This window comes from Sporosarcina koreensis (assembly GCF_042655825.1).
Taxonomy (GTDB): domain Bacteria; phylum Bacillota; class Bacilli; order Bacillales_A; family Planococcaceae; genus Sporosarcina; species Sporosarcina koreensis.
On record NZ_JBHSNP010000009.1, the window covers coordinates 16,417 to 41,722 of the forward strand.

The following is a 25,306-nucleotide window of genomic DNA, read 5'->3' on the forward strand; positions in this document are numbered from 1 at the left end:
TCCGTAATATCTAGTTTGTAATGAATGAGTTGCTTTTATCTCATGTTCACTGTGATAGGAAAGCAACTTCTTTTTTATTCCTTCCAAAGATTTGATTATAATGAAAATTCCGTTGCCAAGTGTTTCAATAACACGTATATTTAGAGTATCGAAGTATTGGTTGCGGAAAGTTGGAAATGTGGATGAAATGGATCAGTGAATGGGGACGCAAATTTTCCTCTTTCAATCGGAATGTCAGGCTTTTTATCATAGGGAATGCGCTCATCCAGATCGGGATGGGTGTTTTCATGGTCATGTACAATTTATACATACGGGAGCTCGGAATGCCGGAAACGGTAAATGGCAAGGTGATTTCCATGACTGCGATGGCTTCTGCAATCATGCTTGTCCCAGCAGGATTTTTAAGCGATCGATTCGGCCGTAAATGGATGATTGTCGGCGGTGCCGTATTAACGGTGACGACTCTTTTCTATCGGGGAATCGCGGTTGCGGAGACTCCGATAATTACGGCTGCATTTTTGACGGGTTTATTCATGGCATTCGTTCAAGTATCGGGCATCCCGTTTCTTGCGGAGAACTCTTCTCCTACAGAACGGGTCAAGCTGTTCAGCGTCAACTTTGCAATCATCACCGTCGCGAATGTCATCGGCAGCTTGGCTGGCGGAATCATAGCGGATGTGTTGGAAACTGTGTTCAGGCTTAGCGCAACTGAAGCGATACGATATGCTTTGCTATTAGGTGCAGCCATTTTTTCAATCGGGCTGATTCCTTTATTCCAGCTGAAAGACAAGCCGGCCGAGACGGCGAAAGGGAAGAGGGAACACACTGAAGAAACTTCAACGGCAGATGATAGCCTTAAGCGGAATCTCATCGTCATCTTCCATTTTTCATTCGCAAGTCTGCTGATCGGTTTCGGATCGGGTTTGGTCATTCCGTATTTGAATTTGTATTTCGCGAACCGTTTTGATGCGACGAATTCATATATTGGGCTTGTATTATCATTAGGCTCCGCAATGACCGCGGTAGCTGCCATGATTGGCCCTGCGCTGTCGCGGAAAGTCGGCAAAGTGAAAGCGATCATTTTATTCCAAGTGTTGTCGATCCCGTTCCTGCTGTTGACGGCATACACGACGTCTTTATTCTTGGCTTCTCTTGGATTTCTCCTGCGCCAGGCGCTTATGAACGCGGGCAACCCAATCCAAAGTGCAGTGGCAATGGAAGTTGTGTCCGACAAATACAAAGGGCTCGCTAATTCAATGAATCAGATGGTTTTCAACCTTGGATGGGCCACGATGGGAAGTGTGGCGACAGGATTGGTCGTTGCGAACGGATCTTATTGGGGCTATGCGTATGCATTTACGATTACAGCGGGGCTGTATATTATTTCATCAGTTTATTATTATTTCATTTTCGGCAGAAGGAAATTGGCCGACGAAAAATAAAAGCGAAGGGCGCCTTAATTTTTGGCGCCCTTCGCTTTTGGTTATCATCTAGACTCCGGGCGCCAGAAGCTCGGGGTCATAAGTCAAATCTGCTCTGTGGCAAAAAGCGCCACGCCGCATCTTCGCCTTATGCCCATCGCCTCTAACCATGCGCCCTTCGCTTTTGGTTATTCCCCTCTTTGATACTGAGTTTCCCTCCAAGCATTTTGCTCGTTTGGCACCCGGCTTTTATCCTCAAAGACATTTTCTGTTTTCTGGTTTTGCACTTTTAATTGTTCTTTTTCTTTCTGCAATTGTTCTGGCGTTTTTTCCTTATCCACGTTCATCGCCTCCTTATCGAGGGATAGTATGTACGGAACAGAACCTATCATTCATAAACGTGGAACGTCATCAGCTCGTGGATCATTTTTTTGACGTTTTCCTCATCGGATGGTGTTCCGCCAGTCCAGACGATCGTGCCATCCGGCTTGTAGTCTCCAGTGAAACGTTCGTTTTGATAAAAAAATGAAAACGTCCAACCAGGCAAACTTCCGCCCGCAAACATCGGTTTATAGCTGAAATGCTGAAGCATATTGAATCGCTCCTTTCATAGACAAGCGCCCGTCCGCATAAAGTGTAAAAAAGGTGCGAAAGGGTGCTGACGTGTTTGTCGATCAATTAAAACAGGCTATCGAGAGTGAATACAAGGACTATTACTTTTACAGATCCATGTATGAGAAAACGGACGATCCGCTTTGGCGGGATTTCATCCAGCATGCATATGAGGATGAAAAAAGTCATTATGAAATGTTTCAGCAACTCTATTATATGATGACCGGGACGTTTGTACAAAATCCAAAGAAACCGATTCCGTGCTACAACTTCAAGGAATGCGTTATGCAGGCGCTTGTCGATGAGTTGGATGGAGTGGATACGTATAAGGAAATGTTGTTGACGATTCCATTTCAGCAAGCATACAACCCTTTGTTCATCGCTCTGCATGATGAAATGGAACATGCAATCCGGATGTCGACGATCTATAATTCATTATGAATAAAAAACACGAGACCATCTTCTTACGATGCTCCCGTGTTTTTTTATATATTCAAATACCGTTTGAAATAGCGTGCCGCATCTAGCATTCTCGGTCCGTACCAGAACATTTCCCCGTCGAATAAGATGGGTTCAGTGTCCGGGATCATGTCCAAAAACTCTTTGAAATGCTTTTCTTTAAAGGGGAAGGGCTCGGATGCCAGCAATACATAATCTAATTCGGCTTTCTTGAAATCTTCTGCCATGACGGCAGGATACCTGCCATTCGCCTCTACGAATGGGTTGATGAATCCCATCTTCTCTAATAGCGAATTGATATATGTATCCTTCCCGACGACCATATAAGGTTTCCGCCAAATGACATAGGCGACCCGCTTCCTGGTTCCTTTCGGCAAGGATTCGAATTGTTCATGGATGTTGGTAATTAACCTTGCGGCGGCATCTACCCGATCCGTCAGGCTTCCCATATCCTCGATCATCCGAAATGCGTCATCCACTGATTGGACTTCGGCGACATAGACGGGGAAGTGCTTCTCCAGTTCCTCCACGATTTCTTTCGTGTTTTCCTCTTTTTCGACGATGATGAGGTCCGGCCGAACGTCTTGGATCGCTTCCAGCTTGATGTCTTTTGTGCCTGCGACGGCTTGTACATTTTCAACTTTGCCTTTCGGGTGGATGCAAAAACGGGTCCTGCCGACAATTTCCGCCTCTAGGTCGAGCGCAAATAATGTATCCGTAATGCCGGGGCATAACGAGACGATCCTTTTTGGCGGATAATCGTAAGTGACAGTTCTTCCGACCCGATCGACGACTGTTTTATTCAAAAGTAATCAGCATTCCTTTCCTCAGAAGAACTTTGCTGCATTCCGGGCAACTTCTTCAGGTGCTTTCAATGTTAAAGGTTCACCGTGCAAATAATTGAAAACGTTCATATCGCTTGTCTCCAAAGCTCCGATCGTCATGCGGGGAATGAGCCGGAAGTGGACTTGCTCTGCCGCATGCTTGTTCACAGGAATGAACAATGCCGCATTGAAACTTTCCAACCCGATCTCCTTGAAATAGTGGAAGAAGCGGAGAAGGCTTTCTGCAAGATCGCCATAGCTGTCGGTTGTCAGTTCATTGAAAGTAGCCGCTTCGAAAACTCCGATGAAGTCGCAATGGCTCTTTGGGGCGAAGGCATGCATCCAGTCAATCGAACCCTCTTTCCCGATCCATCGTTCGCCAAGTGTGCTTTCTTCGGCTGCAAGCGAAGTGAAGTAATTCTTTCCTTCTTTTTCATAGAAAGCATGACTGTCCGATGTGACGGTCGCCTGATAATTCGTCGGCTGTTCGGAGGCGAGCACATGGATATGCGGATGAAGGATACTGCCTCCAGATGGCGGCAAGTAGTTCCAGTTGATGGACACATATTCGGTTTTCGAGTCGAACTCCAGGATGTTCTGGATGTACTGGTGTGGGGCATTGAAAGAGTCCGAAATAAGTTCTTTCGTAAATTCTTCAAGCTTCACATAATGTTGCTCGGACATGCGAACGACAGCATTATGCTTGCTGTATGGGAATAAATTCGGGAAAACGACCGCTTCTTTTCCGACGAACCGTCCGCCTTCCACAAGCTCATCAGGGAAACGGGGTGTGATTTTGGACACATTCTCAGCGCAGAACGGGCATTTTGCACCTTCCGTCTCTTTCGCGAGCTCCGAATAATCCTTCGGTACAAATGGTGCTCCCGGGTCGAAGATGATCCTGGAAGTTTCCCCGGTCAACGGATCAAATCTGATTTCCGTCTTTCTGTCAATCAACTTCCCATCTTGCATCGGGTCGTGGAAAGTGAAAAATTCTTCATGTTTGCGAAACGAAATCGGCATTATCGATATCCCCCTTATAATGATCTTTCTTCCATTCTATCGTTAACTGACAGAAAAGTCAGTTGGATGAATTATCGGAATGTCGTTTTGACGAAACCTTTTCCATGTTCAACAGACACTTTTCCGATTGCACCATTCACGAACGTGATTTGTGGAGGGACATGGCCGACATCTGCATCGTATACGATAGGCAATCCGGTCAGCTCTTTTATTCTTTCCATCGAATCAACCACGGTAAATCCTTTCACATCCTTGCCGGCAGGGGAGCGGCCGAAGATGATGCCCGCCGCATTCTTAAACCATCCAGCATAGACAAACTGAAGCATCGTCCGGTGAAAATCGGTTGCATTCATTTCACAGTTCTCGAAATACCACAAAATCGGCTCATCGTTCAAGAAGTTCTTCTGAAATGAAGCAATATCGCCATATGGCGTTCCGACGTGATGCCGAATCGTATCCATGCAGCCCCCTAACAGGCGTCCTTCCAATTCGATGTTAGGAGATCCGATCACCTTCCATTCTGTGGGCGAATCCAGTTTATACACATATGGATCATCCGGAGCGTCGTGCTGCCATTTTGATTGGAACTTTTCTGATGAGTGCTGCTCAATGCTTGATTCCGAATGGGTTTGTAGAACATCCATGAATTTACTTGCCACAGGTTCCCATTCATCGCTGCGCAATTCAACGAAGTTCGGTCCATGCGCAGTCGCAATGCCGGTTTTGACTGTCAACGCAAACAGGAAGGTGCTCATATCCGAATAACCCAAAATCCACTTAGGGTCAATTTCTTCCCAATCAATGAAAGGCAATATCTCCATTAGGATTTCCCCGCCCCAAGGAGGAATGATTGCATCGATTTCCGGATTCTTGAACATGGCCATTAGCTCAGCAGCACGGATTTCTTTCGGTGCTGAAGCTGACTTGTTTTCCGTCCATACGGTCTCGCCGATAGTCACTTCATACCCTCGTTTTTCAAATTGGCGTTTTGCATGATGGACGAGATGGTGAAGACTTTCGTCAACTCCTGACGAAGGGGCGGTCACGCCGATCGTGTCTCCTTGTTGCAAAGGTTTTGGATAGCGGATCATAAGAATCACTCCATTTTCTTTCATAGTCTATGGTAAGATAGTTGTAGAGTAGTTTAACAAGTATTCTTAAAAATGTCACTACTATAAAATGGGGATGATGAATGATGAAGCAGGGCATATCTCTAATCATCATGACTGCAATGTTGTTTTTATATGGATGTGGACAAAGCGAAACGAATGCAATCTACTTACTTCCTGAAGGCTACACGGGTTATGCAATGGCAGTCTACAATGTGAAGGATGCTCCGGCTCTCACTTATGAAGGGGATTTCACAATCCATCACATAAACGAAGACGGTTATTTTGCAACATCCTTGCCTGATATGCAATATGGAACGGTGACCGATCGCTATTATTACGTAGACCCAGCAGGAAACAGGACGCCAATCGACCCAACGTGCATCCATACTTTTGGAACAGGTGGATTTACTACAGATCAAGTAGATATCCTCTATACCGGAATAGAAGTGACCGACAGTTGTTCAGAGGAATTCGCCCATAGCACGGAAAACTTTGAAGACAGTCTGAAAATGGAAATTTTAAATAAAGTGACGAAAAAGTATTACGGCGTTGATCTGCATCCATAAAATTGAGGAAAGGCGGAATGGCATTGCTGAAATACAAAAAGATGTTTGCGCTGAGTGTCATCCTTGCAGCGGCCACAGCATTTATCCTTCCTGGAACTGAATTTGGATTTGGATGGCCATTTGCCTGGATCGAGTACAATGGGAGTTACTCCATCACATTGGTATCGGAACTATTTCAACCGAATAATTTCAGATATATTTCCTTCCACTTATGGAATCTAGTATTCGGGGCATTGGTAATCTACGCTGTCCTATTATTGATGTACAAAGGTTTGATTACATTAAATAAAGATGCAGAGATAGGGGAAAAGTGAAGATGATCAAATCAGCAACATTATATACAAACAATCTAAAAGCATTACGACGTTTTTATGTAAACATTCTGGAACTCGATCTGACAGAGTCGACAGCTGAGCAGTTCACAGTTCGGATCGGCGAATCGCATCTTACATTCAAACAGACCGACCAACCGGCTTTCTATCATTTCGCCATCAACATCCCGGGCAATCAATTCTCCATGATGAAATACTGGATAACGGACCGGCTCACGCTAAACCGTGAAGAGGGACGGGATGAAGTCTATTTCCCGAGCTTTGACGCGGATTCGATGTATTTCGAAGATCCCGCCGGCAATATCGTAGAATTGATTGGCCGAAGAAAACGTGATCTATTTGGAGATTTGACGAAAGAATCGTTCTTGAATATTAGCGAAATCGGCATGGCGACACCATATGTCGTTGAAGTGGGCGACCAGCTGCAAGATCTCGGTATCCCGTTGCGCAATGGGACCGAAGTGGAACCGGATGAGCTGAACTTCCTCGGACGTGGGGATGCGTTCATCGTCCTCGTCCCGTTAGGCCGCCGTTGGTATTTTTCAAAAAAGGTATCAGAATCCTACCCGCTAGAACTGACGTGGAATGATGAACTTATTACATTGGATCAAGACGGTAAGCTTATTTTTTAGATTTGAGGGGAGACCGGATGAGGCAATTCTTTCAGTTGATCGGAATCGGAATCGCAAGCGGAATCATTTTGGCTGTCCTCATGCAACTTGTTTTTGCACTGACAGGTAACGAAGCGTACATTCTACTGTATAATGTGGATTATTTTCCTATCATACATATCTTCAAGGACAGCGCCTGGTTTGGTTTTGCGTTTCATCTTGTTTTTTGCATCGCTAGTGTCGTTGGTATGTTTTATTTATTAACGTTCCTTGGTTGGCAATACAGCATTTGGCCATATGTCGCTGTGTATACCGCAGGCAGTGGAGTGCTGTACTTTTTGACGCTTCTCACGGATGAGCCGCCCGCTGCAGATGACAGGATGGCATGGATCTTCTGGACAGCCGGCCACTTCGTGTTCAGCCTCGCCGTTGGCTGGATGGTCCGATTGTTTGTGAAGCCGGATACGAAAGCAAGAGTATAATTGAGGTCGATGTACCGCAATAGCCGATTACCACTATAGGTGATCGGCTCTTTTCATGCGAGCTGTTGCCCCCAATCGAATACTTTTTCCACAAGCACTCCTTCTGTTATAATTGAAACCGAATGAATCGGAAATAAGGTGAAGCGATGGATTTCATATGGACATTGTTGTTTATGGCTTTTATCGGGGCATTGATCGGGGGATTTACGAATCACCTGGCGATCAAAATGCTGTTCAGGCCCCATGAGGCGAAATATATCGGAAGCTGGCGTCTTCCTTTTACACCAGGGTTAATTCCAAAACGACGTGACGAGCTTGCCGTGCAACTGGGGAGGACGGTCACGAATTATTTAGTGACGCCCGATGTGCTGCGCAATAAATTATTAACACCTGAAATGGAAAGAAAAGCGGAGGCATTCCTTCAAAGCAAGCTTGAAGAGCATGTGCTTCAATCGGACAAGACGTTGCATGATTGGCTGCAAGTGGCGGAAGCAACGGACATCGTCGAGAAGGCTGAGCAGAAAATCGAATCATTAATCGATACGCAGCTCGTAAACGTTCGAACGAAATTGACATCGGGCACGATTGAAGAAATTGTCCCGATGGAGTGGCAGGAAAGGGCGAAAGCACATATTCCTGAAATGACGAACTATATTCTGAAGCGTGCCGAGCTATTCGTGGATTCCTATGAAGGCAAAGTGATGTTCCAAAAACTGATCAACGATTTCCTCGAGTCGAAAGGGACGTTCGGTGGGATGTTGAATATGTTCTTTGGCGATTCCAACTCGCTCGTCGAGAAAGTGCAGCGGGAAGCGTTGAAGTTCATCAATGCACCTGGCACGTACGATCTTTTGCATTCATTGATTGACAAGGAATTTACAAAGCTGCAAAAACGTCCAATGGCGGAACTGCTTGCCGGATTCAATTGGGAAGGACTGTTCACTTCCATTAAAGCATATGCTAACAAGGAACTTGCGTTAAACTCACGTCTGGATAAAACAATCCAAGCGTACTGGCCTGCGGGTTCCGAATGGACAGCAGTAAACTTTACACCTAAAGTTACGCAATTCGCTTTTGATCAAGCACAAAAGCAGCTGGAGCAATCGTTGAAAAAGCTGAAGCTTGACGAAATTGTCAAGGAGCAGGTCGATTCATTCCCGGTTTCTGTCCTGGAAGATCTCGTCCTAGGCATTTCTAGACGCGAATTCAAAATGATTACTGTTCTTGGTGCGCTATTAGGTGGTATCATCGGGATTGTGCAAGGATTGATCGTCTTCTTTACAAACTTATCTTAGGGGGAATAAATGATGACTGTAAACATTTACGATGACTTGAACAAATTGGAGTCGACACTTCGGAAGACTGACGAATACGCAGAAGTGAAACACGCGATCGAGGAAGTGAAGAAAGATAAGCAGGCAGTTGAGCTGTTCAAGAGCTTCCGTAAAATCCAAATGACACTTCAGCAAAAGCAGATGCAAGGCGAAGAAATTGCGCATGAAGAATTGGAGTATGCGCAAAAAACAGCACAATTGGCTCAGCAAAATGATAAGATCATGCAAATGCTACAAGCGGAAATGAAGCTGAGCGGCTTGATCGAAGAAGTGAACCGTGTCTTGATGAAGCCGGTTCAGGAAATGTACGAAACGATGCAATAAAAAACCGGCTCAGCCGGTTTTTTTGTGTTATTATTTCAATTAGTTATTAATGAAAGTTGGATCAAACCATGCAAAAAATAATCCTTACAACATCATTCGAACAAGACTGGATACGGATGTTCACTCATCTTGCCAACCTTTTCTTCGAGCAATCCAAAGTCGTCACGGACATCGAAGAAGAAGGCATTCTTGTCGATCTCTCAATAAATAAAGACGGTGAAACAATCGTTGGCCACGCCAGTTTAACGCACGACGGCAATGAGTACAGCGCCACGTTTTCTGAAAAAGTGACAACCGACAATTCGGAAACCGGGACGCGCCAGCTGAAACGGATTTATTCCCACGTATTCCTCGAGGTTTTGGAGCAACTCACCGGAATGAAACAATCTTGGGGAATCCTGACCGGAATCCGTCCGATGAAACTTTTCCATAAATATCGCCAGCAAGGCCACAACGTCGAAGAGGCAAAACGTCTCTTAATGGAGAAGCACCGGATTTCTGAAGAGAAAAGCGAGCTGTTGGCAACGATTGAAGACGTCCAACTGGGGGCAATCCCGGATTTACATCAAATCCAAAATGACGTAAGCATCTACATCGGCATCCCGTTCTGTCCGACAAAATGCGCATATTGCACGTTTCCAGCTTATGCAATCCATCGGAAAAACGGTCGGGTCGAGTCTTTCCTCGACGGCCTGCATGAAGAGATCCGTGAAATCGGGAAATGGCTGACGGAACGGGACATCAAAATTACGACCATCTATTTTGGCGGAGGGACGCCGACCTCCATCGAAGCGGACGAAATGGACGCTCTCTATGAGACGATGTATGATTCATTCCCACATATGAAAGAAGTGAGGGAAGTGACCGTCGAGGCGGGCCGCCCGGACACAATCACGCCTGCCAAAATCGATGTGCTGAAAAAATGGGGCATCGATCGGATCAGCGTCAATCCGCAATCGTATACAGATGAAACATTGAAAGCGATCGGAAGGCATCATTCCGTCCAAGAAACGATCGATAAATTCTGGCTGTCCCGGAATATGGGCATGAAAAACATCAATATGGATCTCATCATCGGACTGCCGAATGAAGGGCTGGAAGAATTCCGCCATTCGCTCGACGAGACGGAGAAGATGCAGCCCGAATCGCTGACGGTTCATACGCTTTCATTCAAACGAGCATCCGAAATGACGCGGAACAAAGAGAAATATAAAGTGGCAGATCGCGAAACGGTTGAACAGATGATGAAGATGGGCGAGCAATGGACAAAGGAAAATGGCTATGTCCCCTATTATTTGTATCGCCAAAAGAACATCCTCGGCAACTTGGAGAACGTCGGATACGCGAAGCCGGGCGAAGAGAGCCTCTACAACATCATTATCATGGAGGAAGTGCAGACGATCATCGGGATCGGTTGCGGCGCATCCAGTAAATTCATGGATCCGGCTACCGGTAAAATTACGCAGTTCCAAAATCCGAAAGATCCCGCTGCCTATATCCTTACGTTTGAAGAATATATCGATAAGAAAATTGAACATCTTGAAAAGATTTTTCCTCAAGCCATTCAAGTAGACTGAAGAAAATGTAAACCTTTACACCCCAAAAGTGTTAAGGTTTTTATTTCGTTTTAAGAAGGATTTCTTCGTAAATTAAACGAATAAGTAATAATGAATGTTTATTCATATTTTAGAGGGGGTATTTATTTTGTGGTCTACTATTGAATTGACAATTGAAGGGCGGCTTGCGCGGCTGACTATGAATAGGCCGGATTCCATGAATGCAATGGACGACATAATGATGAAGGAACTGGCAGATGCCTTCGAATCTCTTGCATCCAATGATGAAGTACAAGTGTTGATCATTAATGGGGCGGGCCGCACGTTCTCGGCAGGCGGAGATATTAAGAAAATGATCGACCCGAATACACCAATGGATATCGGAGAAGTGATGATCGATGTGTCACGCCTTGCAAAGGCGTTATACAGACTTCCGCAAATTACGATTGCCGCAATCCACGGATCTGCTGCTGGACTTGGTTTTAGCTTGGCACTCGGCTGCGACGTTATCATAGCTGAAGAGAATAGTAAGCTTGCCATGAATTTCATCGGCATCGGTTTGATACCGGATGGTGCGGGCCATTTCTTCTTGAAAGAACGAATCGGCGTGCCGCAAGCGTTGCAGTTGATCTGGTCGGGAGAAGTGATGAATGCTCAAGCTGCGAAGGGGAAAAGGCTCGTCGATGAAGTCGTTCCGGATGGAAGCGTCGGTCAAGCTTCTGCAATGCTTGCACAGAAGTTCCTATCGGCTCCAATCGCAGCAATGATTGCTTCTAAAAAGATTTTGCATGAACAAAAATTAAGTGAGTTGGACAATGTTTTGCACATGGAGAGTGAGCAGCAAGTCGCCATGCGCAAAACAAAGGATCATCTAGAAGGAATTAATGCATTCGTAGAAAAACGAAAACCTGCTTTCGTAGGAGAATAATACACGTACAGCTGTTGTTTTCAATAGAAGGCAACAGCTGAATGCTGCTATTAAATATGGGATTGCACCGGAGGAGTTTTATGACAAGCGAATTTGAATTTGAGTTGAAAAAATACATCCAAGACAATGGGGAGAGTTTTGAAGAAGAACTACTTTACGAAGCGGCAACTGTAAGGGAGAAAATTAATACGATTCTCGAAGTGGGTAACATTGACTTAATCAACAATGCACATAAGCTTGTCAGTTATGCGTTGGAAACCAAATTGGATGAGCTTCGAAACTTCGCCCAAGTGGAAGGGATTGCTTGGGCGACCCATTCATTGACGCTGTCGTTCAAATTGGAGTGGGTGCAGGCAATCCGGAGAACATTATGGACTTTCCTGCAACGATATATCGCTGAGAACAATGTCGAAATCGAATTCTTTCAGTTGGAGAGACAGATTAACAGCTACATTGATCAATTCCTGAATGCATTTTTCATTAGTTACTCTGCTTATAAGGATGAGTTGTTGAAGGCGCAAAGGGAATTGGTTGAAAACCTTTCTGTACCGATCATTCCGATTACCCCGACGGTTTGTATCCTTCCTATTATCGGTTCAATCGATTACTACAGATCGAAAGTGATGGAAGAAAAAGTGTTGACGGAAGTTGGACGAAAGCATATTCAAACATTGTTAATGGATCTTTCCGGTATAGCGGACATGGAAGCTGAAGTGATTGACCAGTTAAAAAAGATTATTGATGGGGCGGCTATGATGGGATGTTCGACTGCAATAACAGGTTTGAGGCCAGATGTCGTCCGGAGCATGGTACGTCTAGGGGTGAAATTCGATAAAAATACGTTAACAGTCGGAACGCTTCAACAAGCATTGAGCATTTATTTTAAGAATTAAAAAGACTTAATCCTCTTCGGGATCAAGTCCTTTTGTTTTGTATTTATCCGCTGTATCGCGCCATGTGAAATAGCCTTTTTCCACTGCTGCAAGTAACAACTCAGCGGTCGCGATATTCGTCGCGAGCGGGATTCCGTATACATCACAAAGTCGCAGTAACGCGCTGACGTCTGGCTCATGAGGCTGGGCTGTCAATGGATCGCGGAAGAACAGGATCAAATCCAATTTTCCCGTGGCGACCATCGCACCGATCTGTTGGTCCCCGCCTAGAGGGCCTGACATCATCCGATGGACATGAAGCCCCGTCTCGTTCATGATCCGTTTTCCGGTTGTACCTGTCGCATACAGCTCATATTTTTCAAATACATGTTTGTACGCAATCGTGAAATTGACCATTTCGTCCTTCTTCTGATCATGGGCAATGAGTGCAATATTCAAGGAAAGCACCTCCATACTATGGCTTACACCTTTAACATATCATAGCCAGAAGATTGCCGCCAAACTTTACATCACACATGGAAAAGCAATAGTTTTCCTGCAGGCGAAGCCAGGCGATGTGTTTGTTCAAGAAGATTCTTCTCTTCGAGCAACGCATGGCCTTTTTCTTTTGCCAACTCATCATTTTCCGCTGTGAACGTTTCTTCCGTAATTAGTTTCCCCGTCTTTTCATATGCCGTCAGTTTATAAGTTCTCAAGCTTCTCATCCTTCCGTGCTTTTCTCCATTATACTATGACCGCATGAAAAATGAATAGTTATTCATTCCGAAAAATAAATTGTAAAGCTTACTTGACATCCTACATAAGGTAAAGTAAGCTTTACGTAAAGCGACCTTTACAATGAAAGGGGGAGCATGTAACTGAAAAACTTGATTAAAGAAATGCGGACAGAGATGGGATTTACGCAGGATGATCTTGCGGAAAAGTTGGAAGTCTCAAGGCAGACAATTATCTCACTTGAAAAGGGAAGGTACAATCCGTCATTGATTTTAGCGTTTAAAATTGCGAGGCTCTTTAATTGCCGTATTGAGGATATCTTTCAACCGGAGGAGGAATGAGGATGTACGAAGGGTTTGATATTTGGGCGTTTTTGTCTGGTCTGCCACTTGGCTTAGTCATATGGGGAATCGTCTGGTTTTTTGTGAGGAAAAAAGGAAAGAAAGAACGCATATTTGATGAAAGGTATACGAATATACACAGGCATGCAAGAGCAATTTCCTGGAAGGTGATGACCGTTGCAATCCTTGTTGCCTGGATCATTGTCATGATTGTTGAAGGTGCGAAATTGGCATTTTTCATCATGACAGCCCTCTGGATCATTCATATGCTTTCTTGGGCAATCGGAGCAGCAATTGCTAGCAAGAACCACTAAGTAGGAGGGAAACTATGATTCCGACAATCGAAAGTTTAGCAGGATTTATTACAGGCGCGGGTGTCGTCTTACTCATAGCGTTCCTCTATTTTAAGAAAGGGAACAAGGAACGCCGCTTCGATGAAAGGTACCAGGAAGTTCATGCGAAAGCGAGGACATTGTCATGGTCACTGACACTTGCCGTACTGATGCTGATGTGGTTAGGCTCTTTGATTTTCGAAGGTCCTAAACTTGCATTTCTTCTGCTGGCGTCTGCATATGGGGTGATGCTTATTTCATATGGTATCGGGGTTCTAATTATTAATAAACGGATTTAATGAAACTCCCATTCTAGTAAACACGTACTAGAATGAAGCGGGAAAAGGGAAGGGGATAAACATGGCATTACAATTGGAAAACGTCACGAAGCGGTTCGGTGAATTCACCGCCGTCGATCATTTGAATCTGACTGTGGAGAAAGGATCCATGTACGGCTTCCTCGGCGCGAATGGGGCAGGCAAGACGACTACATTTCGGATGATCTTAGGTTTGTTGAACGCAAATGAGGGACAGATCACTTGGAACAATAAAACGATCTCTTATGAAACGAGCCCTGAAATCGGCTATTTGCCGGAGGAACGCGGACTGTATCCGAAGATGAAAGTGGAAGATCAGCTCATTTTCCTTGGCGAGCTGCGTGGAATGAAAAAGGCGGATGCAAAGAAGTCGATCGATTATTGGCTCGAACGGTTTGAAGTGTCGCAAAACAAGAACAAAAAAGTGGAGGAGCTGTCGAAAGGGAATCAGCAGAAGATCCAAGTCATTGCAGCGCTTATGCATGATCCGAAGCTCCTTATCCTCGACGAACCGTTCTCAGGCCTCGACCCGGTGAACGTGGAAATGTTGAAGAAGGCGATCACCGATTTCAGGAATAACGGGGCTACCATCCTCTTTTCCAGCCACAGGATGGACCATGTGGAGGAATTATGCGAGAAGCTGAGCATCATCCATCATGGCAAGCAGATTGTGAGCGGCTCGCTCCGTGATGTGAAGCGGTCATTCGACAGGCAAAATGTGCGGATCCGATCTGATCATGATTTGACGGGGCTCGATAATGTGCCAGGCGTTCTTTCCGTCGCTCATTCGGTCGAAGGAGCTGTGTTCCAAATCGACGACGAAGAAGTCGCGAACGAATTATTGTCAGCTGCAGTGCAAGCAGGCCCGATCCGTCATTTTGAAATTGAAGAGCCTTCCTTGCAAGACATTTTTATCGCAAAGGTGGGGAAAGAGTATGCGTGAGTTTTGGATCATCTTTAAACAGGCATTTACGACAAAGGCCAAAGCGAAGTCTTTCATTATTACAACTTCAATAATGATAGCGGCAATCTTCCTCTTAGCGAACATGCCGAAGCTTATAGATACGGTCAAGCATGTGACAGGAGGGGACGCGAAAGACGTACTGTATGTCGTGGATACGAGTGGAGTGCTCGTTGATCGGCTGAAAGCGCAGTTGGAAACCGAGGACAGCGGAATAAAAATCGAAACGACCGGGAAATCCGAGAAGGAGCTTACTGATCAAGTGACGTCCAAGGAGATCGATTCCTTCCTGACTGTATCGGTCGATGAACAAGGGACAATCCACGCAAATTATACAACGATGAGTCTCATGGATTTCAGTTTGCCGGGACGGATTCAGGATGCATTGCAGTCCATGCAGACGGAAATGAAAGCGGAAGAGCTCAATCTATCCGGAGCGCAAGTCCAAACGCTGTTCACGCCTATCCAATTTGAACAGAAAAATGTTTCGCCTTCTGCAAAATCGGAAGAAGAGGTAATGACAGCGCAAATACTCGTCTATATCCTTATGTTCGTCATTTACTTCTCCGTCATCATGTACTCAAGCATGATTGCGATGGACGTTGCAAATGAAAAATCATCAAGGGTAATGGAAATCCTTATTTCAAGCGTCTCCCCTGTTAAACATATGTTTGCGAAAGTATTAGGGATAGGATCGCTCGGGATTTTGCAGATCGCCATATACGGTATCACAGGATACATTGCCTTTAAAACATCTGCAGCTGAAGTGCCGGGCGGGTTTACGGATTACTTCAGCCTCAAAAATGTAAGTGTCAGCACATTGGTTTACGCGGCGGTTTTCTTCATACTAGGCTATTTCCTCTATGCGACTCTTGCTGCATTACTAGGATCATTAGTGAGCAGAACGGAAGATGTCCAGCAGATGATCATGCCAATGTCTCTGCTCATCGTTGCAGCCTTCATCATTGCTGTGACAGGGCTTAGCAACCCGGAAATTGGCTATGTGACATATGCATCGTACTTTCCGTTCTTCGCCCCGCTTGTTATGTTTTTACGGGTAGGCATGCTGGAATTGCCGATGTGGGAACCTTTGGTGTCCATTGCCATTATGCTTCTTACGATCTTCATCCTCGGCTGGTTCGGAGCACGTGTGTACCGCGGAGGCGTCCTCATGTACGGACCTTCCCGTTCATTGAAAGACATTGGAAAAGCGATCCAATTAGGAAAAGAATGATAGAAAGCCGTTTTTCGTCGGAAAGTTCGACGGTGAACGGCTTTTTCAATTTCTCTTCCCCCTCATATATGGTAAAATTAGAACAAATATTCGTTTAGGAAGGGTGGATGATTTTTGACTACAATCCGGTTCATACATACGGCAGATTTGCATCTCGATAGCCCGTTCAAGGGGATGACAGGACTGCCGTCAGCACGTTTGAATGAATTGCGGGAAAGCACATTCACCGCATTCAACCGATTAATTGACTATGCAGTAGAAACGTCTCCGGATTTCCTATTGATTGTCGGGGATATCTATGACGGTGAGGACCGCAGCTTACGTGCACAGAGGAAGTTCCAGGAAGGGATGGAAAAGCTGCATGAAGCTCATATTCCCGTCTATATCACGTATGGAAACCATGATCATCTCAGCGGAAACTGGACCCGTTTCGAGCTGCCGCCGAATGTCCACGAATTTTCAGAGGAAGTGGAAGAAGTTCCATTGACTGTGAGAGGAATGGACGTCGTGCTCCACGGCTTCAGCTACCCGACGCGGCATGTCCGTGAAGAAATGATCAGCAAGTACCCGCCCGCTACAGACCCGCACTCCTTCCATATCGGATTATTGCACGGCAGTCTCGCCGGGAATGAAACGCATGCGGTCTATTCGCCTTTTACAATCGGAGAGCTGCAGTCCAAGCATTATGATTATTGGGCGCTCGGCCATATTCATCTGCGTCAGCATTTATCGGAGGACCCGCCGATCGTTTATCCGGGGAATATCCAAGGACGTCATCGGAATGAATCAGGGGAAAAAGGGTTTTACGAAGTGGAGCTCAGCAAAACGGATGCGGTCCTTTCATTCGTTCCGACATCCGCAGTTCAATTCGGACGAATTCAAATCCCGTGTGTCGATATCCGGCATGCGAATGAATGGCTTGCTGTTTGTGAAGAGGCTTTGCTTTCATTCGCTACGGAGCATGGGCCATCTGTCGTTGATGTTGAAATCCTGAACCTTGACGATGAAACAGCCGCCTTTTTTGCGCAGACTGCCGAAGACGTTTGGCTGGAGGCTATCCGCGAAGTGATGGAGGGACATGAACCATTTGTCTGGGTACAGGAATTGACCGTTACAAATCCTTCCCATAGGCAAGAAAGCAATTCGCTCATGGAAGCCGTACTAGGACAAGTCGACAGCTGGTCGGAAAATGAATGGAAACAGGTGCTTGGAGACGTTTATCAACATGTACGGACAGCCCGCTACCTTGAACCGCTGAAGGAAGAGGACATCCAAGAATTACGGCATGAAGTTGAAAAGCTGCTGTTGAATGAATTGCCGACCGTGTTGGAGGTGAACCGGTGAAAATTCGAAAGATAGTCATTTATGGCTTCGGAAAGCATGAAAACAAGACGATTGACTTCACGGATGGCATTAATATAATTTACGGCCATAATGAAGCGGGCAAGACGACAATCCAGCAGTTCATTCTCCAAACGCTTTTCGGTTTTCCGCAAAAGAATAGCGCGCAACTTCGATATGAACCGAAAGCGGGCGGCAAATATGGCGGCCAAGTCCATTTATATGATGAAGTCCATGGCAATTGCATCGTTGAACGGGTGCAAGGAAAATCCTCGGGGGATGTCACAGTTCTTTTTGAAGACGGAACGCAAGGCGGGGAAGAAGCTTTAAACGCTTTACTCAGACAGTATGACCGTGCTTCGTTCGAATCCATTTTCTCTTTCTCGCTTCTTCAGCTGCAAGGCTTTGAGCGTATGGACGAAACGGAATTGAGCCGTACGCTCCTTTCGTCGGGCACAACAGGTGTCGATACCTTATTGCGCGTTGAAAAAAAGATGGAGAAGGAGATGGGGGATTTATTCAAAAGGACAGGCCGTAATCCTGAAATGAATGTCCGGGCAGCTGAGTTGAAAGATATGGAAAAAGAGCTGAAACATGCGCAGGAACAGATCTCGGCATATGCCCCGAAAATGAACCGGCTCCATGAAATCGAAGGAGAATGGAAGGAAGCGAAGCGAGCGTCTGATGCATTGCGGGAGCAACAGCGGGCACTCGAAACGGAGCTGCAAGTATTGCCACTGAAAGAGAGAAGGCGGAAACTTGCAAGCAGATTGGATGAAGTAAGGACAACCTCCTTTCCTTCAGACGGGATCCGCCGCTTTGAAATGATCAGCAGCAGGCTGACGGAGATGGAAGCGAAGAAACGTGGCCTGGCCGCTGAGCTGACAGCGATGGAAGAGAAAATGCCAGAACGTCCGCTGCCGGAAAGGCTCACGGAAATCGAGCGACTGCTTGCACGTGAACAGGAATGGCATGATTGGCGGTCGACGTTAGGCTCGCTTCACGAAAATAGGACCCGGTTGAATGCGAACCGTCTCCGGACGCTTGACCGTTTAGGATTGGATGAACCGGAAGAGCTGCTAGGGGCGGATGTTTCGATCCATCAGGAAGAGTATTTATATGCTCAACTGCAGGAATTAGCTGAAATGGAACGGCAAATCGGGTATATGGATCGGCAGCTTTCCCAATTGGAGAATGAATTGCGGGACATTCGAAACGAGCAGTTTGCAATGCAAAAGCATTCCCCTTCTGAAGAGGAGAGGAAGCAAGCTGAAGAGTGGCCATCCATCCGCGGCAGATTAGCCGAAGCTAAAGCATATGTTCAAATGAGCGGATCAAAAACGGCAGGTAGAGACGGGCAATTAATTTGGGGGCTTCTCCTCGCGGCAGTCGCCATCTCAATCGTAGGCTTGATCATCGACCAATGGATACTTGTCGGCTTAGGTGCGTGTCTAGCGATTATCGCAGCAATTTCAAAGCTTTGGAAACGTGGCGGTCAGCCGTCACAAATGGATATGGAAATGGAGCGTTTCGTAAAAGCTTATGCCGGACAGGAAGCGGTAATGGAAGCGCTCGTCGGAAAGGTGCATGACTATGGTCAGAAGCAAAACCGGCTAGCGGAGGCGGCCAGTGCCATCGAGCGGAAAATGGGAGTGCTTGAGGAAGAATACGGGGCAGCAATGCAGGGGAAGGAACATCTTGACCGATCCTTAAGCGGATTCTTTCTAGCGTATGGCTTGCGGAAAATCCCGAATTCCGGCATCCTTCATGAGTTTTTCGGCATGGCGCGCTCGCTGCAGGAGATTGAACGGGAGCTGGAAGAGATGGATCGGCAATCCGAAGCGATTCAAGAACAAATCTGTTCGAGGCAATTGGAGTTAGAAGAGCTTGTTCCGACCGGCACGCCCGAATCATCCATCTATGACAAATTGCGATCGGAATATATGTCTTTGAAAGAAGAAGCACAATCATTTCAAACATTGACCAATAGGATCGAAGAATTCCAAATGCATAAGCAGGAAGCGGAAGAGCTGCTTTCCTCCTTGCGCAATCAACAACGAGAGTTATACCTAGAAGCCGGAGTGGAGACGGAAGAGCAGTATTATAAAGCGTATGCCGATTTTCAGGAAACGCTGACGTTGACCCAGCAAATCAACGATGTCGAATCCCAATTGTCCATACATGGCGTCACTGGGGAGGAGTCCGGCCGTTCTGAAAGCGAGTTGCGAAAAGAAATCGAGCAAGCTGAAACGGATCTTTCTGTACTGGAAGAAGAAATGGGTTCGCTCGTAAAGGAAAAAACCGCATTGGAAGTCGAAACGGAGAGGCTGTTGACGGATGACTCCTATCAACGGAAACAGCAACTCTTTGAAATGAAGAAGGCGGAGTTTGCGGAGCTTGCGAAACAATGGTCGGTCCGCCAAGCGGTTGTTGAGGCAATCAAAGGCATGTTGGAGGAATTGAAGGAGAAAAGACTGCCTGAAGTGCTGGATCGGGCTGAAAAATTGTTCAGTGAACTGACGGGCGGCACTTATACGTCACTCGTATTATCGGAAAATGGTTTATTCCAAGCGGTCGGAACAAATGGCAAACGCTATCCGATCATTGAGCTAAGCCAGGCGACGAAGGAACAGGCGTACATTGCTTTACGGTTGTCATTGGCAAGTGCGAAGGAAAAAACAGCTCCTTTTCCATTGCTGCTTGATGATCCTTTTGTTCACTTTGACGAAACGAGATTTTCACGTATGATGAAAATAATGGAACGGCTAAGTGAAAAGCATCAGTTCATCTACTTCACCTGTCATGATAAGATAGTAGAATACTGGGCAAATGCAACGGTTATTAACGTTTCCGACATTGGAAGCGCCAAGGGGGCGATAACAAGATGAAAAAAATAATGGAACATCAAGTCGGGGAGCCGGTTGATCTCTTTTTACTCATCAAACAATCAACGAAGGGCATTACCCAACAGGGCAGCCCATTCATGACGCTCATTCTGCAAGATAAAAGCGGCGACATCGAGGCGAAGCTTTGGGATACGGGCGAAGAGCAGGAGCGCCTGTACGCGGCTGCAACAATCGTCAAAGTCGGCGGAGAAGTACATGAGTACAGGGGGAAAAACCAGCTGCGCATCAAAAGCATCCGTCCGGCGAAGGAAGAGGAAGGCATTACGATTTCAGATCTCGTCCCTTCTTCCGCAAAAAGCAAGGAAGCGCTTTTCGAAGAGCTTATGCAATACTTCTTTGAAATGAAAAATCCGCATATCCAGCGGATTACGAGACATCTGTTGAAGAAACACCAGGCTGATTTTCTCGTTTACCCGGCTGCAACGAGGAATCATCATGATTATGTATCGGGCTTGCTCGATCATGTCGTATCCATGCTGAAGCTCGGCAAGGCGATTGCCGAACTATATCCGACATTGAACAAGGACCTGCTTTACGCTGGCATCATCTTGCATGACATCGGGAAGGTAGTGGAACTGTCCGGCCCTATCGGCACGCAATATACCGTAGAAGGGAACTTGCTCGGCCATATTACGATCATGGTGAATGAAATTTCGAAAGCTGCGGATGAACTCGAAATTCAAGGGGAGGAAGTGATGCTTCTTCAGCATATGGTCCTCTCCCACCATGGCAAGGAAGAATGGGGAAGCCCGAAACGTCCGATGCTTATGGAGGCCGAAATCCTTCATTATATCGACAATATCGATGCGAAAATGAATATGCTCGATCGGGCAATGTCCAAAACTGCAAATGGTGAATTCACCGAAAGGATTTTCCCGCTGGACAACAGATCATTTTACAAACCGAATATGGATTGAAAAAAAGGGCTGCTGCAATTCGATGGTTGATCGAGTTGCACGCAGCCCTTTTCTTTCTTATTTCTCTTCTTTATCAGCCTTTGCTGGCAAATAAGCGTCCAACGCTTTTTTGAACTCATCGACTTTGATATCGACGTCAGCAGCTTTGATCAGTTCTTGGAGCTTCTCTTCGAATTGGACTCGTTTCAATCCGTCTTCGATTTCCGCTTTAATTTCTTCTTCCGACTTATCTGTTTCAGCCTTGCGAGTTTCGAGCAATTCAATGATATGGTAACCGAAGCTTGTCTTTACAGGCTCACTGATTTCACCTTTTTTAAGAGCGTAAACCGCATCTTCAAACTCCTGCACCATTTTCCCAGGGCCGAACCATCCAAGGTCTCCGCCCGTTTGCTGTGCAACAGGCTCAGTAGAGTATTCCTTCGCCAATTCAGCGAAATCTCCGCCATCCTTCAATTTCTTCAATACTTCATTTGCTGTTTTTTCGTCATCAACGAGGATATGACGTGCATGAACTTCCGTTTTCGCACGTTCCACGCCTTTAGCGATATCTTCATCGGACACTTTCAATGAATCGATCATTTTCTTCTGAAGCATTTGCGATTTTACATTCTTCTCAAAAAATCTTTCAGTGATGCCTTGTTGTTGGAGATATAGTTCAAAATTATCGCCAAACGCTTCTTTTTGAGCTTTGATTTCATCTTTCAATTCCTTATCGGAAATTTTATATTCAGTTTCCAACGCTTGTTGAAGAAGCAAGTTTTCAACGACTTGTACGCCGATTGCATCCTTCATCTCTTCATATAGATCTTCTTTTGTAATATTTCCGACTTTGGTTGTCGCGATGATCTCATCATCAGCCGCCTTTTGGTCATTACATGCTGCTAAAGCTAATACAGAGGCAGCCATGGTAATAGCAAGGACTGTTTTTTTCATGTTTGTTTTCTCCCCTAACTTTTCTGTACAACAATTGAAACTATACCATAAAAACGATCATAAAACAAAAAGGTTCCTTACCAAATGCCTAAAACGAAAAATGTCATTTGCATAGGATACAAGGAGAGGGGAGGTGCTCCAATGAGTGGAATTGGCTACGGAGGTACATCTGGCTTCGCTTTGATTGTTGTGTTGTTCATCTTGTTGATCATCGTAGGAGCTGCGTTTATTTACTAATAGAAACAGCCCAACCCCTTCATGAAGGGGTTGGGCTTTTCAACTCTTATACATTCAGCAGTACTTCCAGATAGAACGAAAGAATCAGGATCGTAATCAGGATATTGACAGTGCGATATATTTTTGGTTGCTTTTCTTCTGGTATTTCACGCGATTGACAAAGCGCGAATGTCATCTTGTTGATTTGGAATAAATAAAACAATGAAAACATGACAGTAACGATAAGGATCAAATCAATTCCTCCTCTTTAAACCTTCACTTCATCATAGCAGACTCATGGGGAAAATGACATTATTTTTCTTCGACGGTCTGTAATTCAGCGGTCTCCCGCGATTCAAGGTTGGTGCGGTCCAATGAGGCCAAATCATCGTCGAAGGAATTATCGATCCGTTTGAAACCAAGTTCAAAGATTTCCATGAAGTCTTCTCCGTAGATATTCCGGATAACTGCCATGACTTCTAAAAATTCAGGAAACTTCCCATAAATGCTTTTGATCGGAAGTGATCCGTCCAGGATTCCATGATCCGAATCATAATAGTGTTCATTCATGCCGTTAAGCAGGTCCTCGCCTTGTTCTGTTACCGATACATATGTATTACGACGGTCGTCGTCTTTCTTGAAGAATTGCAAGTATCCCCGTTCTTCAAGTTTCTTTGAAAAGTTGAAAGCAGTTGACACGTGCATGACACCGAATTTTGCGATGTCAGATATTGTTGCGCCTTGAAGGTGGTAGGCGATCCATAGAATATGGTGTTCATTAATATTCAAGTCATAAGGTTTTATCCATTGCTGCCAATCCTTTTCGACTGCTTTCCAGAGCGCTTTTGACATCTGCGCAACGCGTTGACTATAAATCATTGCTTCTTTTTGGGAAAATTTTTGCTCAGTCATGAAATACCTCCAACATCAAATAGTTAATCTTTTTTCATTATAGCAGGAAAACTTCAAATAAAAAAGTTGAAATTCCAAAAATACTATATATTCATAAATGATTTGATGCATCCACTGTTGAATTGGTGGGGTTTTCCAAGTGGTTGGGGGTATAATAATTATTTTGTGCATACGTTGATTTTCGTTTCAGGCGGACGCTTTCCGCGGGCACGGCTTCAGCCGCTTCCCTCGCTGCGCTCAGTCCAGGGTCTTCAGCTCGCGCTGTTCCCGCTGGAAAAGCCGTCACGAAGAACGGCTTTTGCGAACATAAGCGAAGCGTTGAGAGCACATCTTTGCACTTCGCCGCCTTACACTCCAATCAACTAGGAATCGTTTTGTAAATGAATATAAGGTCTATGCATACAGCATATAAATACTTGAGTGGTAATGAATGGAATGTCTATTAATTAGAATTAATCAAGTAGGGGGGCGAAAAAATGAAGAAATCCTTTTTACTGCCATTATTACTCTTAATCATGACAGGTTGTAGTTTTAATAATGATGGTTATACTTTTACCGAAATTTCGTCGTTGGACAACTTAGACGATAATGCACAAGAATTTTTTATACGTAACGTCGAGGATAAGAGTGGAATAGGCATTTTTGTTAATAAAGTTAATGATGAAAACTTCTATTTGTATCTTAGCCCAGAATTTATAGCTAATAACGGGAGAAATTTCATAGTCGATGTAAAGACGGAAAAGGATTCATTTAACCTTTATATAACTGATACTTTTCGGAAAGAAGATATACGTGAATATCGGTTATATGAGGTTTTTGTTGAAAAAGAATATGAGTATTTAAGGACGTTCAAAAATGGTAAAGAGATTGATATGCAGGTAATAGGGGAAAATCCTCAGCGATAATAAGGACACTATCAATAGATATTTCTTCGTTAATCAATTTTATTAGGACAACAATAGGAACAATATCATAACAATTCAAAGAGTATTTCCATTTTATTTCAAGTCGTGTTACATTTAGATAAATCCAGATATTTCATAATAAGGTGTAAGTGGGGTGTTCAGCATGGTCACATTCATAATGTTGGGTGTGCTTTTTATTGTGAACTTCATTATTTGCAGTTTCGTGAGTATTTTGTTCGGCCAAACGAGGAAGTTCGATTGGGGAATGTCGCTTGTCATAAGTTTTGTGATCTCGATTGCTGCCATAGGGATATTGGGAGCATGATCATAATCGTAACACCTTCGATGACTATCACTTAACAAGTGTTAAATCGAAGGTGTTTGTTTGTATTAGGGGGAAGGGAAATTTGAGACTATACTTAGCATTAACGGCATGTTTGATGTTCTTCGTTGTTGGTTGCACAAATAACCAGAATGTAGAGGATAAAACTTATGCAGATGGTTATGAAAGTGTTAGAAAAATTGCGTGGGAATTTATCGAAGAACAAGGTTGGAATAGTACAGCAAAAGAAGACTGGAAAAGTGCTGAGGTTAAGAAGATTGCTGCTCAAAATAGCTATGAACTTTTCAATGAAACTTATGTTGGGAAAGAGGTATTGGCAATTATATTTGAAGACAAAGAGAATGTTGTTGTCAGTACACCAGTCATACTTGTCAGTGAGGAAACCGATGAGGTAATTGGATATATAGCTGGAGAATAAAAAGTATTCTTAATTTAGGGAACGCGAATAATTGGAAAA

32 protein-coding genes are annotated in these 25,306 nt (G+C 44.9%); 22 read left to right on the forward strand and 10 right to left on the reverse strand.

The features are described 5' to 3' along the window. Positions 1-182 precede the first annotated feature (182 nt). Entirely contained in the window at positions 183-1,442 is a 1,260-nt protein-coding gene (locus ACFPTP_RS03950; protein ID WP_381442376.1) for an MFS transporter, read from the forward strand. 167 nt (positions 1,443-1,609) lie between these two features. Here the strand turns inward: ACFPTP_RS03950 and ACFPTP_RS03955 are convergent, their stop codons facing one another. Both ACFPTP_RS03955 and ACFPTP_RS03960 read right to left on the reverse strand, forming a co-directional pair. Continuing rightward, entirely contained in the window at positions 1,610-1,762 is a 153-nt protein-coding gene (locus tag ACFPTP_RS03955) for a hypothetical protein (RefSeq protein ID WP_381442379.1), read from the reverse strand. A 47-nt stretch (positions 1,763-1,809) separates the two neighbouring features. After that, positions 1,810-2,013, reverse strand: a complete 204-nt coding sequence (locus ACFPTP_RS03960) for a YheE family protein (RefSeq protein ID WP_251629013.1) — start codon at positions 2,011-2,013, stop codon at positions 1,810-1,812. A gap of 53 nt (positions 2,014-2,066) precedes the next feature. Between ACFPTP_RS03960 and ACFPTP_RS03965 the strand changes: the two genes are divergently transcribed. Continuing rightward, positions 2,067-2,474 carry a ferritin-like domain-containing protein gene (locus ACFPTP_RS03965; protein ID WP_381442382.1) on the forward strand — a complete coding sequence of 136 codons (408 nt, stop codon included), beginning with the start codon at positions 2,067-2,069 and terminating at the stop codon, positions 2,472-2,474. A 44-nt stretch (positions 2,475-2,518) separates the two neighbouring features. Here the strand turns inward: ACFPTP_RS03965 and ACFPTP_RS03970 are convergent, their stop codons facing one another. The 3 genes from ACFPTP_RS03970 to ACFPTP_RS03980 form a co-directional block, all read right to left on the reverse strand. Then, positions 2,519-3,298, reverse strand: coding sequence for an ABC transporter substrate-binding protein (locus ACFPTP_RS03970; protein ID WP_381442384.1), 780 nt, complete (start codon positions 3,296-3,298; stop codon positions 2,519-2,521). A gap of 21 nt (positions 3,299-3,319) precedes the next feature. Then, the gene (locus ACFPTP_RS03975; RefSeq protein WP_381442385.1) at positions 3,320-4,339 is read right to left on the reverse strand and encodes a hypothetical protein; all 1,020 of its coding nucleotides are present in this window, start codon (positions 4,337-4,339) and stop codon (positions 3,320-3,322) included. Positions 4,340-4,410: 71 nt separating this feature from the next. Beyond that, on the reverse strand, positions 4,411-5,430 hold the full coding sequence (locus tag ACFPTP_RS03980) for a S66 family peptidase (protein ID WP_381442387.1): 1,020 nt from the start codon (positions 5,428-5,430) through the stop codon (positions 4,411-4,413). Positions 5,431-5,531: 101 nt separating this feature from the next. On the opposite strand from ACFPTP_RS03980, the gene ACFPTP_RS03985 reads away from it, so the two are divergent. From ACFPTP_RS03985 to ACFPTP_RS04025, 9 genes are all read left to right on the forward strand, one after another. After that, on the forward strand, positions 5,532-6,017 hold the full coding sequence (locus ACFPTP_RS03985; RefSeq protein ID WP_381442389.1) for a DUF6843 domain-containing protein: 486 nt from the start codon (positions 5,532-5,534) through the stop codon (positions 6,015-6,017). Between the two features lie 23 nt (positions 6,018-6,040). Further along, positions 6,041-6,331, forward strand: coding sequence for a hypothetical protein (locus ACFPTP_RS03990; protein WP_381442391.1), 291 nt, complete (start codon positions 6,041-6,043; stop codon positions 6,329-6,331). Between the two features lie 2 nt (positions 6,332-6,333). Then, a complete protein-coding gene (locus ACFPTP_RS03995) occupies positions 6,334-6,981 on the forward strand; it encodes a glyoxalase (protein WP_381442394.1) in 648 nt (215 codons plus the stop codon). A 17-nt stretch (positions 6,982-6,998) separates the two neighbouring features. After that, on the forward strand, positions 6,999-7,442 hold the full coding sequence (locus tag ACFPTP_RS04000; RefSeq protein ID WP_381442395.1) for a hypothetical protein: 444 nt from the start codon (positions 6,999-7,001) through the stop codon (positions 7,440-7,442). Between the two features lie 146 nt (positions 7,443-7,588). Next, the gene (locus ACFPTP_RS04005) at positions 7,589-8,737 is read left to right on the forward strand and encodes a DUF445 domain-containing protein (RefSeq protein WP_381442396.1); all 1,149 of its coding nucleotides are present in this window, start codon (positions 7,589-7,591) and stop codon (positions 8,735-8,737) included. 12 nt (positions 8,738-8,749) lie between these two features. Continuing rightward, positions 8,750-9,100, forward strand: coding sequence for a YlbF family regulator (locus ACFPTP_RS04010; protein WP_381442399.1), 351 nt, complete (start codon positions 8,750-8,752; stop codon positions 9,098-9,100). 68 nt (positions 9,101-9,168) lie between these two features. Next, positions 9,169-10,677 (forward strand): coproporphyrinogen III oxidase, encoded by a 1,509-nt coding sequence (locus ACFPTP_RS04015; RefSeq protein WP_381442401.1) that lies wholly within the window; start codon positions 9,169-9,171, stop codon positions 10,675-10,677. Positions 10,678-10,801: 124 nt separating this feature from the next. Then, positions 10,802-11,584 (forward strand): enoyl-CoA hydratase, encoded by a 783-nt coding sequence (locus ACFPTP_RS04020; RefSeq protein WP_381442722.1) that lies wholly within the window; start codon positions 10,802-10,804, stop codon positions 11,582-11,584. An 80-nt stretch (positions 11,585-11,664) separates the two neighbouring features. After that, a complete protein-coding gene (locus tag ACFPTP_RS04025) occupies positions 11,665-12,477 on the forward strand; it encodes an STAS domain-containing protein (RefSeq protein WP_381442403.1) in 813 nt (270 codons plus the stop codon). A gap of 6 nt (positions 12,478-12,483) precedes the next feature. Here the strand turns inward: ACFPTP_RS04025 and mgsA are convergent, their stop codons facing one another. Further along, positions 12,484-12,930 carry a methylglyoxal synthase gene (gene mgsA, locus ACFPTP_RS04030; protein ID WP_381442406.1) on the reverse strand — a complete coding sequence of 149 codons (447 nt, stop codon included), beginning with the start codon at positions 12,928-12,930 and terminating at the stop codon, positions 12,484-12,486. Positions 12,931-12,986: 56 nt separating this feature from the next. Further along, positions 12,987-13,172, reverse strand: coding sequence for a YhzD family protein (locus ACFPTP_RS04035; RefSeq protein WP_381442409.1), 186 nt, complete (start codon positions 13,170-13,172; stop codon positions 12,987-12,989). Positions 13,173-13,334: 162 nt separating this feature from the next. On the opposite strand from ACFPTP_RS04035, the gene ACFPTP_RS04040 reads away from it, so the two are divergent. The 8 genes from ACFPTP_RS04040 to yhaM all read left to right on the forward strand — a co-directional run bounded on the left by ACFPTP_RS04040 (position 13,335) and on the right by yhaM (position 21,540). Continuing rightward, the gene (locus ACFPTP_RS04040) at positions 13,335-13,532 is read left to right on the forward strand and encodes a helix-turn-helix transcriptional regulator (protein ID WP_381442723.1); all 198 of its coding nucleotides are present in this window, start codon (positions 13,335-13,337) and stop codon (positions 13,530-13,532) included. Positions 13,533-13,534: 2 nt separating this feature from the next. Then, positions 13,535-13,846, forward strand: coding sequence for a DUF2178 domain-containing protein (locus ACFPTP_RS04045; RefSeq protein ID WP_381442410.1), 312 nt, complete (start codon positions 13,535-13,537; stop codon positions 13,844-13,846). A gap of 14 nt (positions 13,847-13,860) precedes the next feature. Beyond that, positions 13,861-14,163 (forward strand): DUF2178 domain-containing protein, encoded by a 303-nt coding sequence (locus tag ACFPTP_RS04050; protein WP_381442412.1) that lies wholly within the window; start codon positions 13,861-13,863, stop codon positions 14,161-14,163. A gap of 61 nt (positions 14,164-14,224) precedes the next feature. Next, on the forward strand, positions 14,225-15,124 hold the full coding sequence (locus ACFPTP_RS04055) for an ABC transporter ATP-binding protein (RefSeq protein WP_381442415.1): 900 nt from the start codon (positions 14,225-14,227) through the stop codon (positions 15,122-15,124). Then, positions 15,117-16,376 (forward strand): ABC transporter permease, encoded by a 1,260-nt coding sequence (locus ACFPTP_RS04060; protein ID WP_381442416.1) that lies wholly within the window; start codon positions 15,117-15,119, stop codon positions 16,374-16,376. The genes ACFPTP_RS04055 and ACFPTP_RS04060 overlap by 8 nt, the downstream gene beginning before the upstream one ends. A gap of 114 nt (positions 16,377-16,490) precedes the next feature. Further along, on the forward strand, positions 16,491-17,720 hold the full coding sequence (locus ACFPTP_RS04065; RefSeq protein WP_381442419.1) for a metallophosphoesterase: 1,230 nt from the start codon (positions 16,491-16,493) through the stop codon (positions 17,718-17,720). Continuing rightward, positions 17,717-20,605, forward strand: a complete 2,889-nt coding sequence (locus ACFPTP_RS04070) for an ATP-binding protein (RefSeq protein ID WP_381442421.1) — start codon at positions 17,717-17,719, stop codon at positions 20,603-20,605. The genes ACFPTP_RS04065 and ACFPTP_RS04070 overlap by 4 nt, the downstream gene beginning before the upstream one ends. After that, positions 20,602-21,540, forward strand: a complete 939-nt coding sequence (gene yhaM / locus ACFPTP_RS04075) for a 3'-5' exoribonuclease YhaM (protein WP_381442422.1) — start codon at positions 20,602-20,604, stop codon at positions 21,538-21,540. The genes ACFPTP_RS04070 and yhaM overlap by 4 nt, the downstream gene beginning before the upstream one ends. A gap of 57 nt (positions 21,541-21,597) precedes the next feature. Here yhaM and ACFPTP_RS04080 read toward each other — a convergent pair whose 3' ends face one another. After that, positions 21,598-22,473 carry a peptidylprolyl isomerase gene (locus ACFPTP_RS04080; RefSeq protein WP_381442424.1) on the reverse strand — a complete coding sequence of 292 codons (876 nt, stop codon included), beginning with the start codon at positions 22,471-22,473 and terminating at the stop codon, positions 21,598-21,600. 141 nt (positions 22,474-22,614) lie between these two features. Between ACFPTP_RS04080 and ACFPTP_RS04085 the strand changes: the two genes are divergently transcribed. Then, a complete protein-coding gene (locus ACFPTP_RS04085; protein ID WP_381442426.1) occupies positions 22,615-22,710 on the forward strand; it encodes a YjcZ family sporulation protein in 96 nt (31 codons plus the stop codon). A gap of 46 nt (positions 22,711-22,756) precedes the next feature. On the opposite strand, the gene ACFPTP_RS04090 is transcribed toward ACFPTP_RS04085, so the two are convergent. Both ACFPTP_RS04090 and ACFPTP_RS04095 read right to left on the reverse strand, forming a co-directional pair. Beyond that, positions 22,757-22,942 (reverse strand): hypothetical protein, encoded by a 186-nt coding sequence (locus tag ACFPTP_RS04090; RefSeq protein WP_060210602.1) that lies wholly within the window; start codon positions 22,940-22,942, stop codon positions 22,757-22,759. A gap of 59 nt (positions 22,943-23,001) precedes the next feature. After that, the gene (locus ACFPTP_RS04095) at positions 23,002-23,601 is read right to left on the reverse strand and encodes an HTH-type transcriptional regulator Hpr (RefSeq protein ID WP_381442428.1); all 600 of its coding nucleotides are present in this window, start codon (positions 23,599-23,601) and stop codon (positions 23,002-23,004) included. A 476-nt stretch (positions 23,602-24,077) separates the two neighbouring features. Here ACFPTP_RS04095 and ACFPTP_RS04100 point away from each other — a divergent pair, with 476 nt between their 5' ends. Beyond that, positions 24,078-24,506, forward strand: a complete 429-nt coding sequence (locus ACFPTP_RS04100) for a hypothetical protein (protein WP_381442431.1) — start codon at positions 24,078-24,080, stop codon at positions 24,504-24,506. A 407-nt stretch (positions 24,507-24,913) separates the two neighbouring features. Next, entirely contained in the window at positions 24,914-25,267 is a 354-nt protein-coding gene (locus tag ACFPTP_RS04105) for a hypothetical protein (protein ID WP_381442434.1), read from the forward strand. Positions 25,268-25,306 lie beyond the last annotated feature (39 nt).

What these genes read in the sequence shown, in the direction of transcription:
- ACFPTP_RS04010 (WP_381442399.1), top strand. Translation starts at nt 8,750, where the DNA reads ATGACTGTAAACATTTACGATGACTTGAACAAATTGGAGTCGACACTT.
- ACFPTP_RS03960 (WP_251629013.1), bottom strand. Translation starts at nt 2,013, where the DNA reads ATGCTTCAGCATTTCAGCTATAAACCGATGTTTGCGGGCGGAAGTTTG.
- ACFPTP_RS04085 (WP_381442426.1), top strand. Translation starts at nt 22,615, where the DNA reads ATGAGTGGAATTGGCTACGGAGGTACATCTGGCTTCGCTTTGATTGTT.
- ACFPTP_RS03985 (WP_381442389.1), top strand. Translation starts at nt 5,532, where the DNA reads ATGATGAAGCAGGGCATATCTCTAATCATCATGACTGCAATGTTGTTT.
- ACFPTP_RS03980 (WP_381442387.1), bottom strand. Translation starts at nt 5,430, where the DNA reads ATGATCCGCTATCCAAAACCTTTGCAACAAGGAGACACGATCGGCGTG.
- ACFPTP_RS04025 (WP_381442403.1), top strand. Translation starts at nt 11,665, where the DNA reads ATGACAAGCGAATTTGAATTTGAGTTGAAAAAATACATCCAAGACAAT.
- ACFPTP_RS04095 (WP_381442428.1), bottom strand. Translation starts at nt 23,601, where the DNA reads ATGACTGAGCAAAAATTTTCCCAAAAAGAAGCAATGATTTATAGTCAA.
- ACFPTP_RS03950 (WP_381442376.1), top strand. Translation starts at nt 183, where the DNA reads ATGAAATGGATCAGTGAATGGGGACGCAAATTTTCCTCTTTCAATCGG.
- mgsA (WP_381442406.1), bottom strand. Translation starts at nt 12,930, where the DNA reads ATGGAGGTGCTTTCCTTGAATATTGCACTCATTGCCCATGATCAGAAG.
- ACFPTP_RS03995 (WP_381442394.1), top strand. Translation starts at nt 6,334, where the DNA reads ATGATCAAATCAGCAACATTATATACAAACAATCTAAAAGCATTACGA.
- yhaM (WP_381442422.1), top strand. Translation starts at nt 20,602, where the DNA reads ATGAAAAAAATAATGGAACATCAAGTCGGGGAGCCGGTTGATCTCTTT.
- ACFPTP_RS04050 (WP_381442412.1), top strand. Translation starts at nt 13,861, where the DNA reads ATGATTCCGACAATCGAAAGTTTAGCAGGATTTATTACAGGCGCGGGT.
- ACFPTP_RS04015 (WP_381442401.1), top strand. Translation starts at nt 9,169, where the DNA reads ATGCAAAAAATAATCCTTACAACATCATTCGAACAAGACTGGATACGG.
- ACFPTP_RS04000 (WP_381442395.1), top strand. Translation starts at nt 6,999, where the DNA reads ATGAGGCAATTCTTTCAGTTGATCGGAATCGGAATCGCAAGCGGAATC.
- ACFPTP_RS04055 (WP_381442415.1), top strand. Translation starts at nt 14,225, where the DNA reads ATGGCATTACAATTGGAAAACGTCACGAAGCGGTTCGGTGAATTCACC.
- ACFPTP_RS03975 (WP_381442385.1), bottom strand. Translation starts at nt 4,339, where the DNA reads ATGCCGATTTCGTTTCGCAAACATGAAGAATTTTTCACTTTCCACGAC.
- ACFPTP_RS04045 (WP_381442410.1), top strand. Translation starts at nt 13,535, where the DNA reads ATGTACGAAGGGTTTGATATTTGGGCGTTTTTGTCTGGTCTGCCACTT.
- ACFPTP_RS04060 (WP_381442416.1), top strand. Translation starts at nt 15,117, where the DNA reads ATGCGTGAGTTTTGGATCATCTTTAAACAGGCATTTACGACAAAGGCC.
- ACFPTP_RS04100 (WP_381442431.1), top strand. Translation starts at nt 24,078, where the DNA reads ATGAAGAAATCCTTTTTACTGCCATTATTACTCTTAATCATGACAGGT.
- ACFPTP_RS04005 (WP_381442396.1), top strand. Translation starts at nt 7,589, where the DNA reads ATGGATTTCATATGGACATTGTTGTTTATGGCTTTTATCGGGGCATTG.
- ACFPTP_RS04080 (WP_381442424.1), bottom strand. Translation starts at nt 22,473, where the DNA reads ATGAAAAAAACAGTCCTTGCTATTACCATGGCTGCCTCTGTATTAGCT.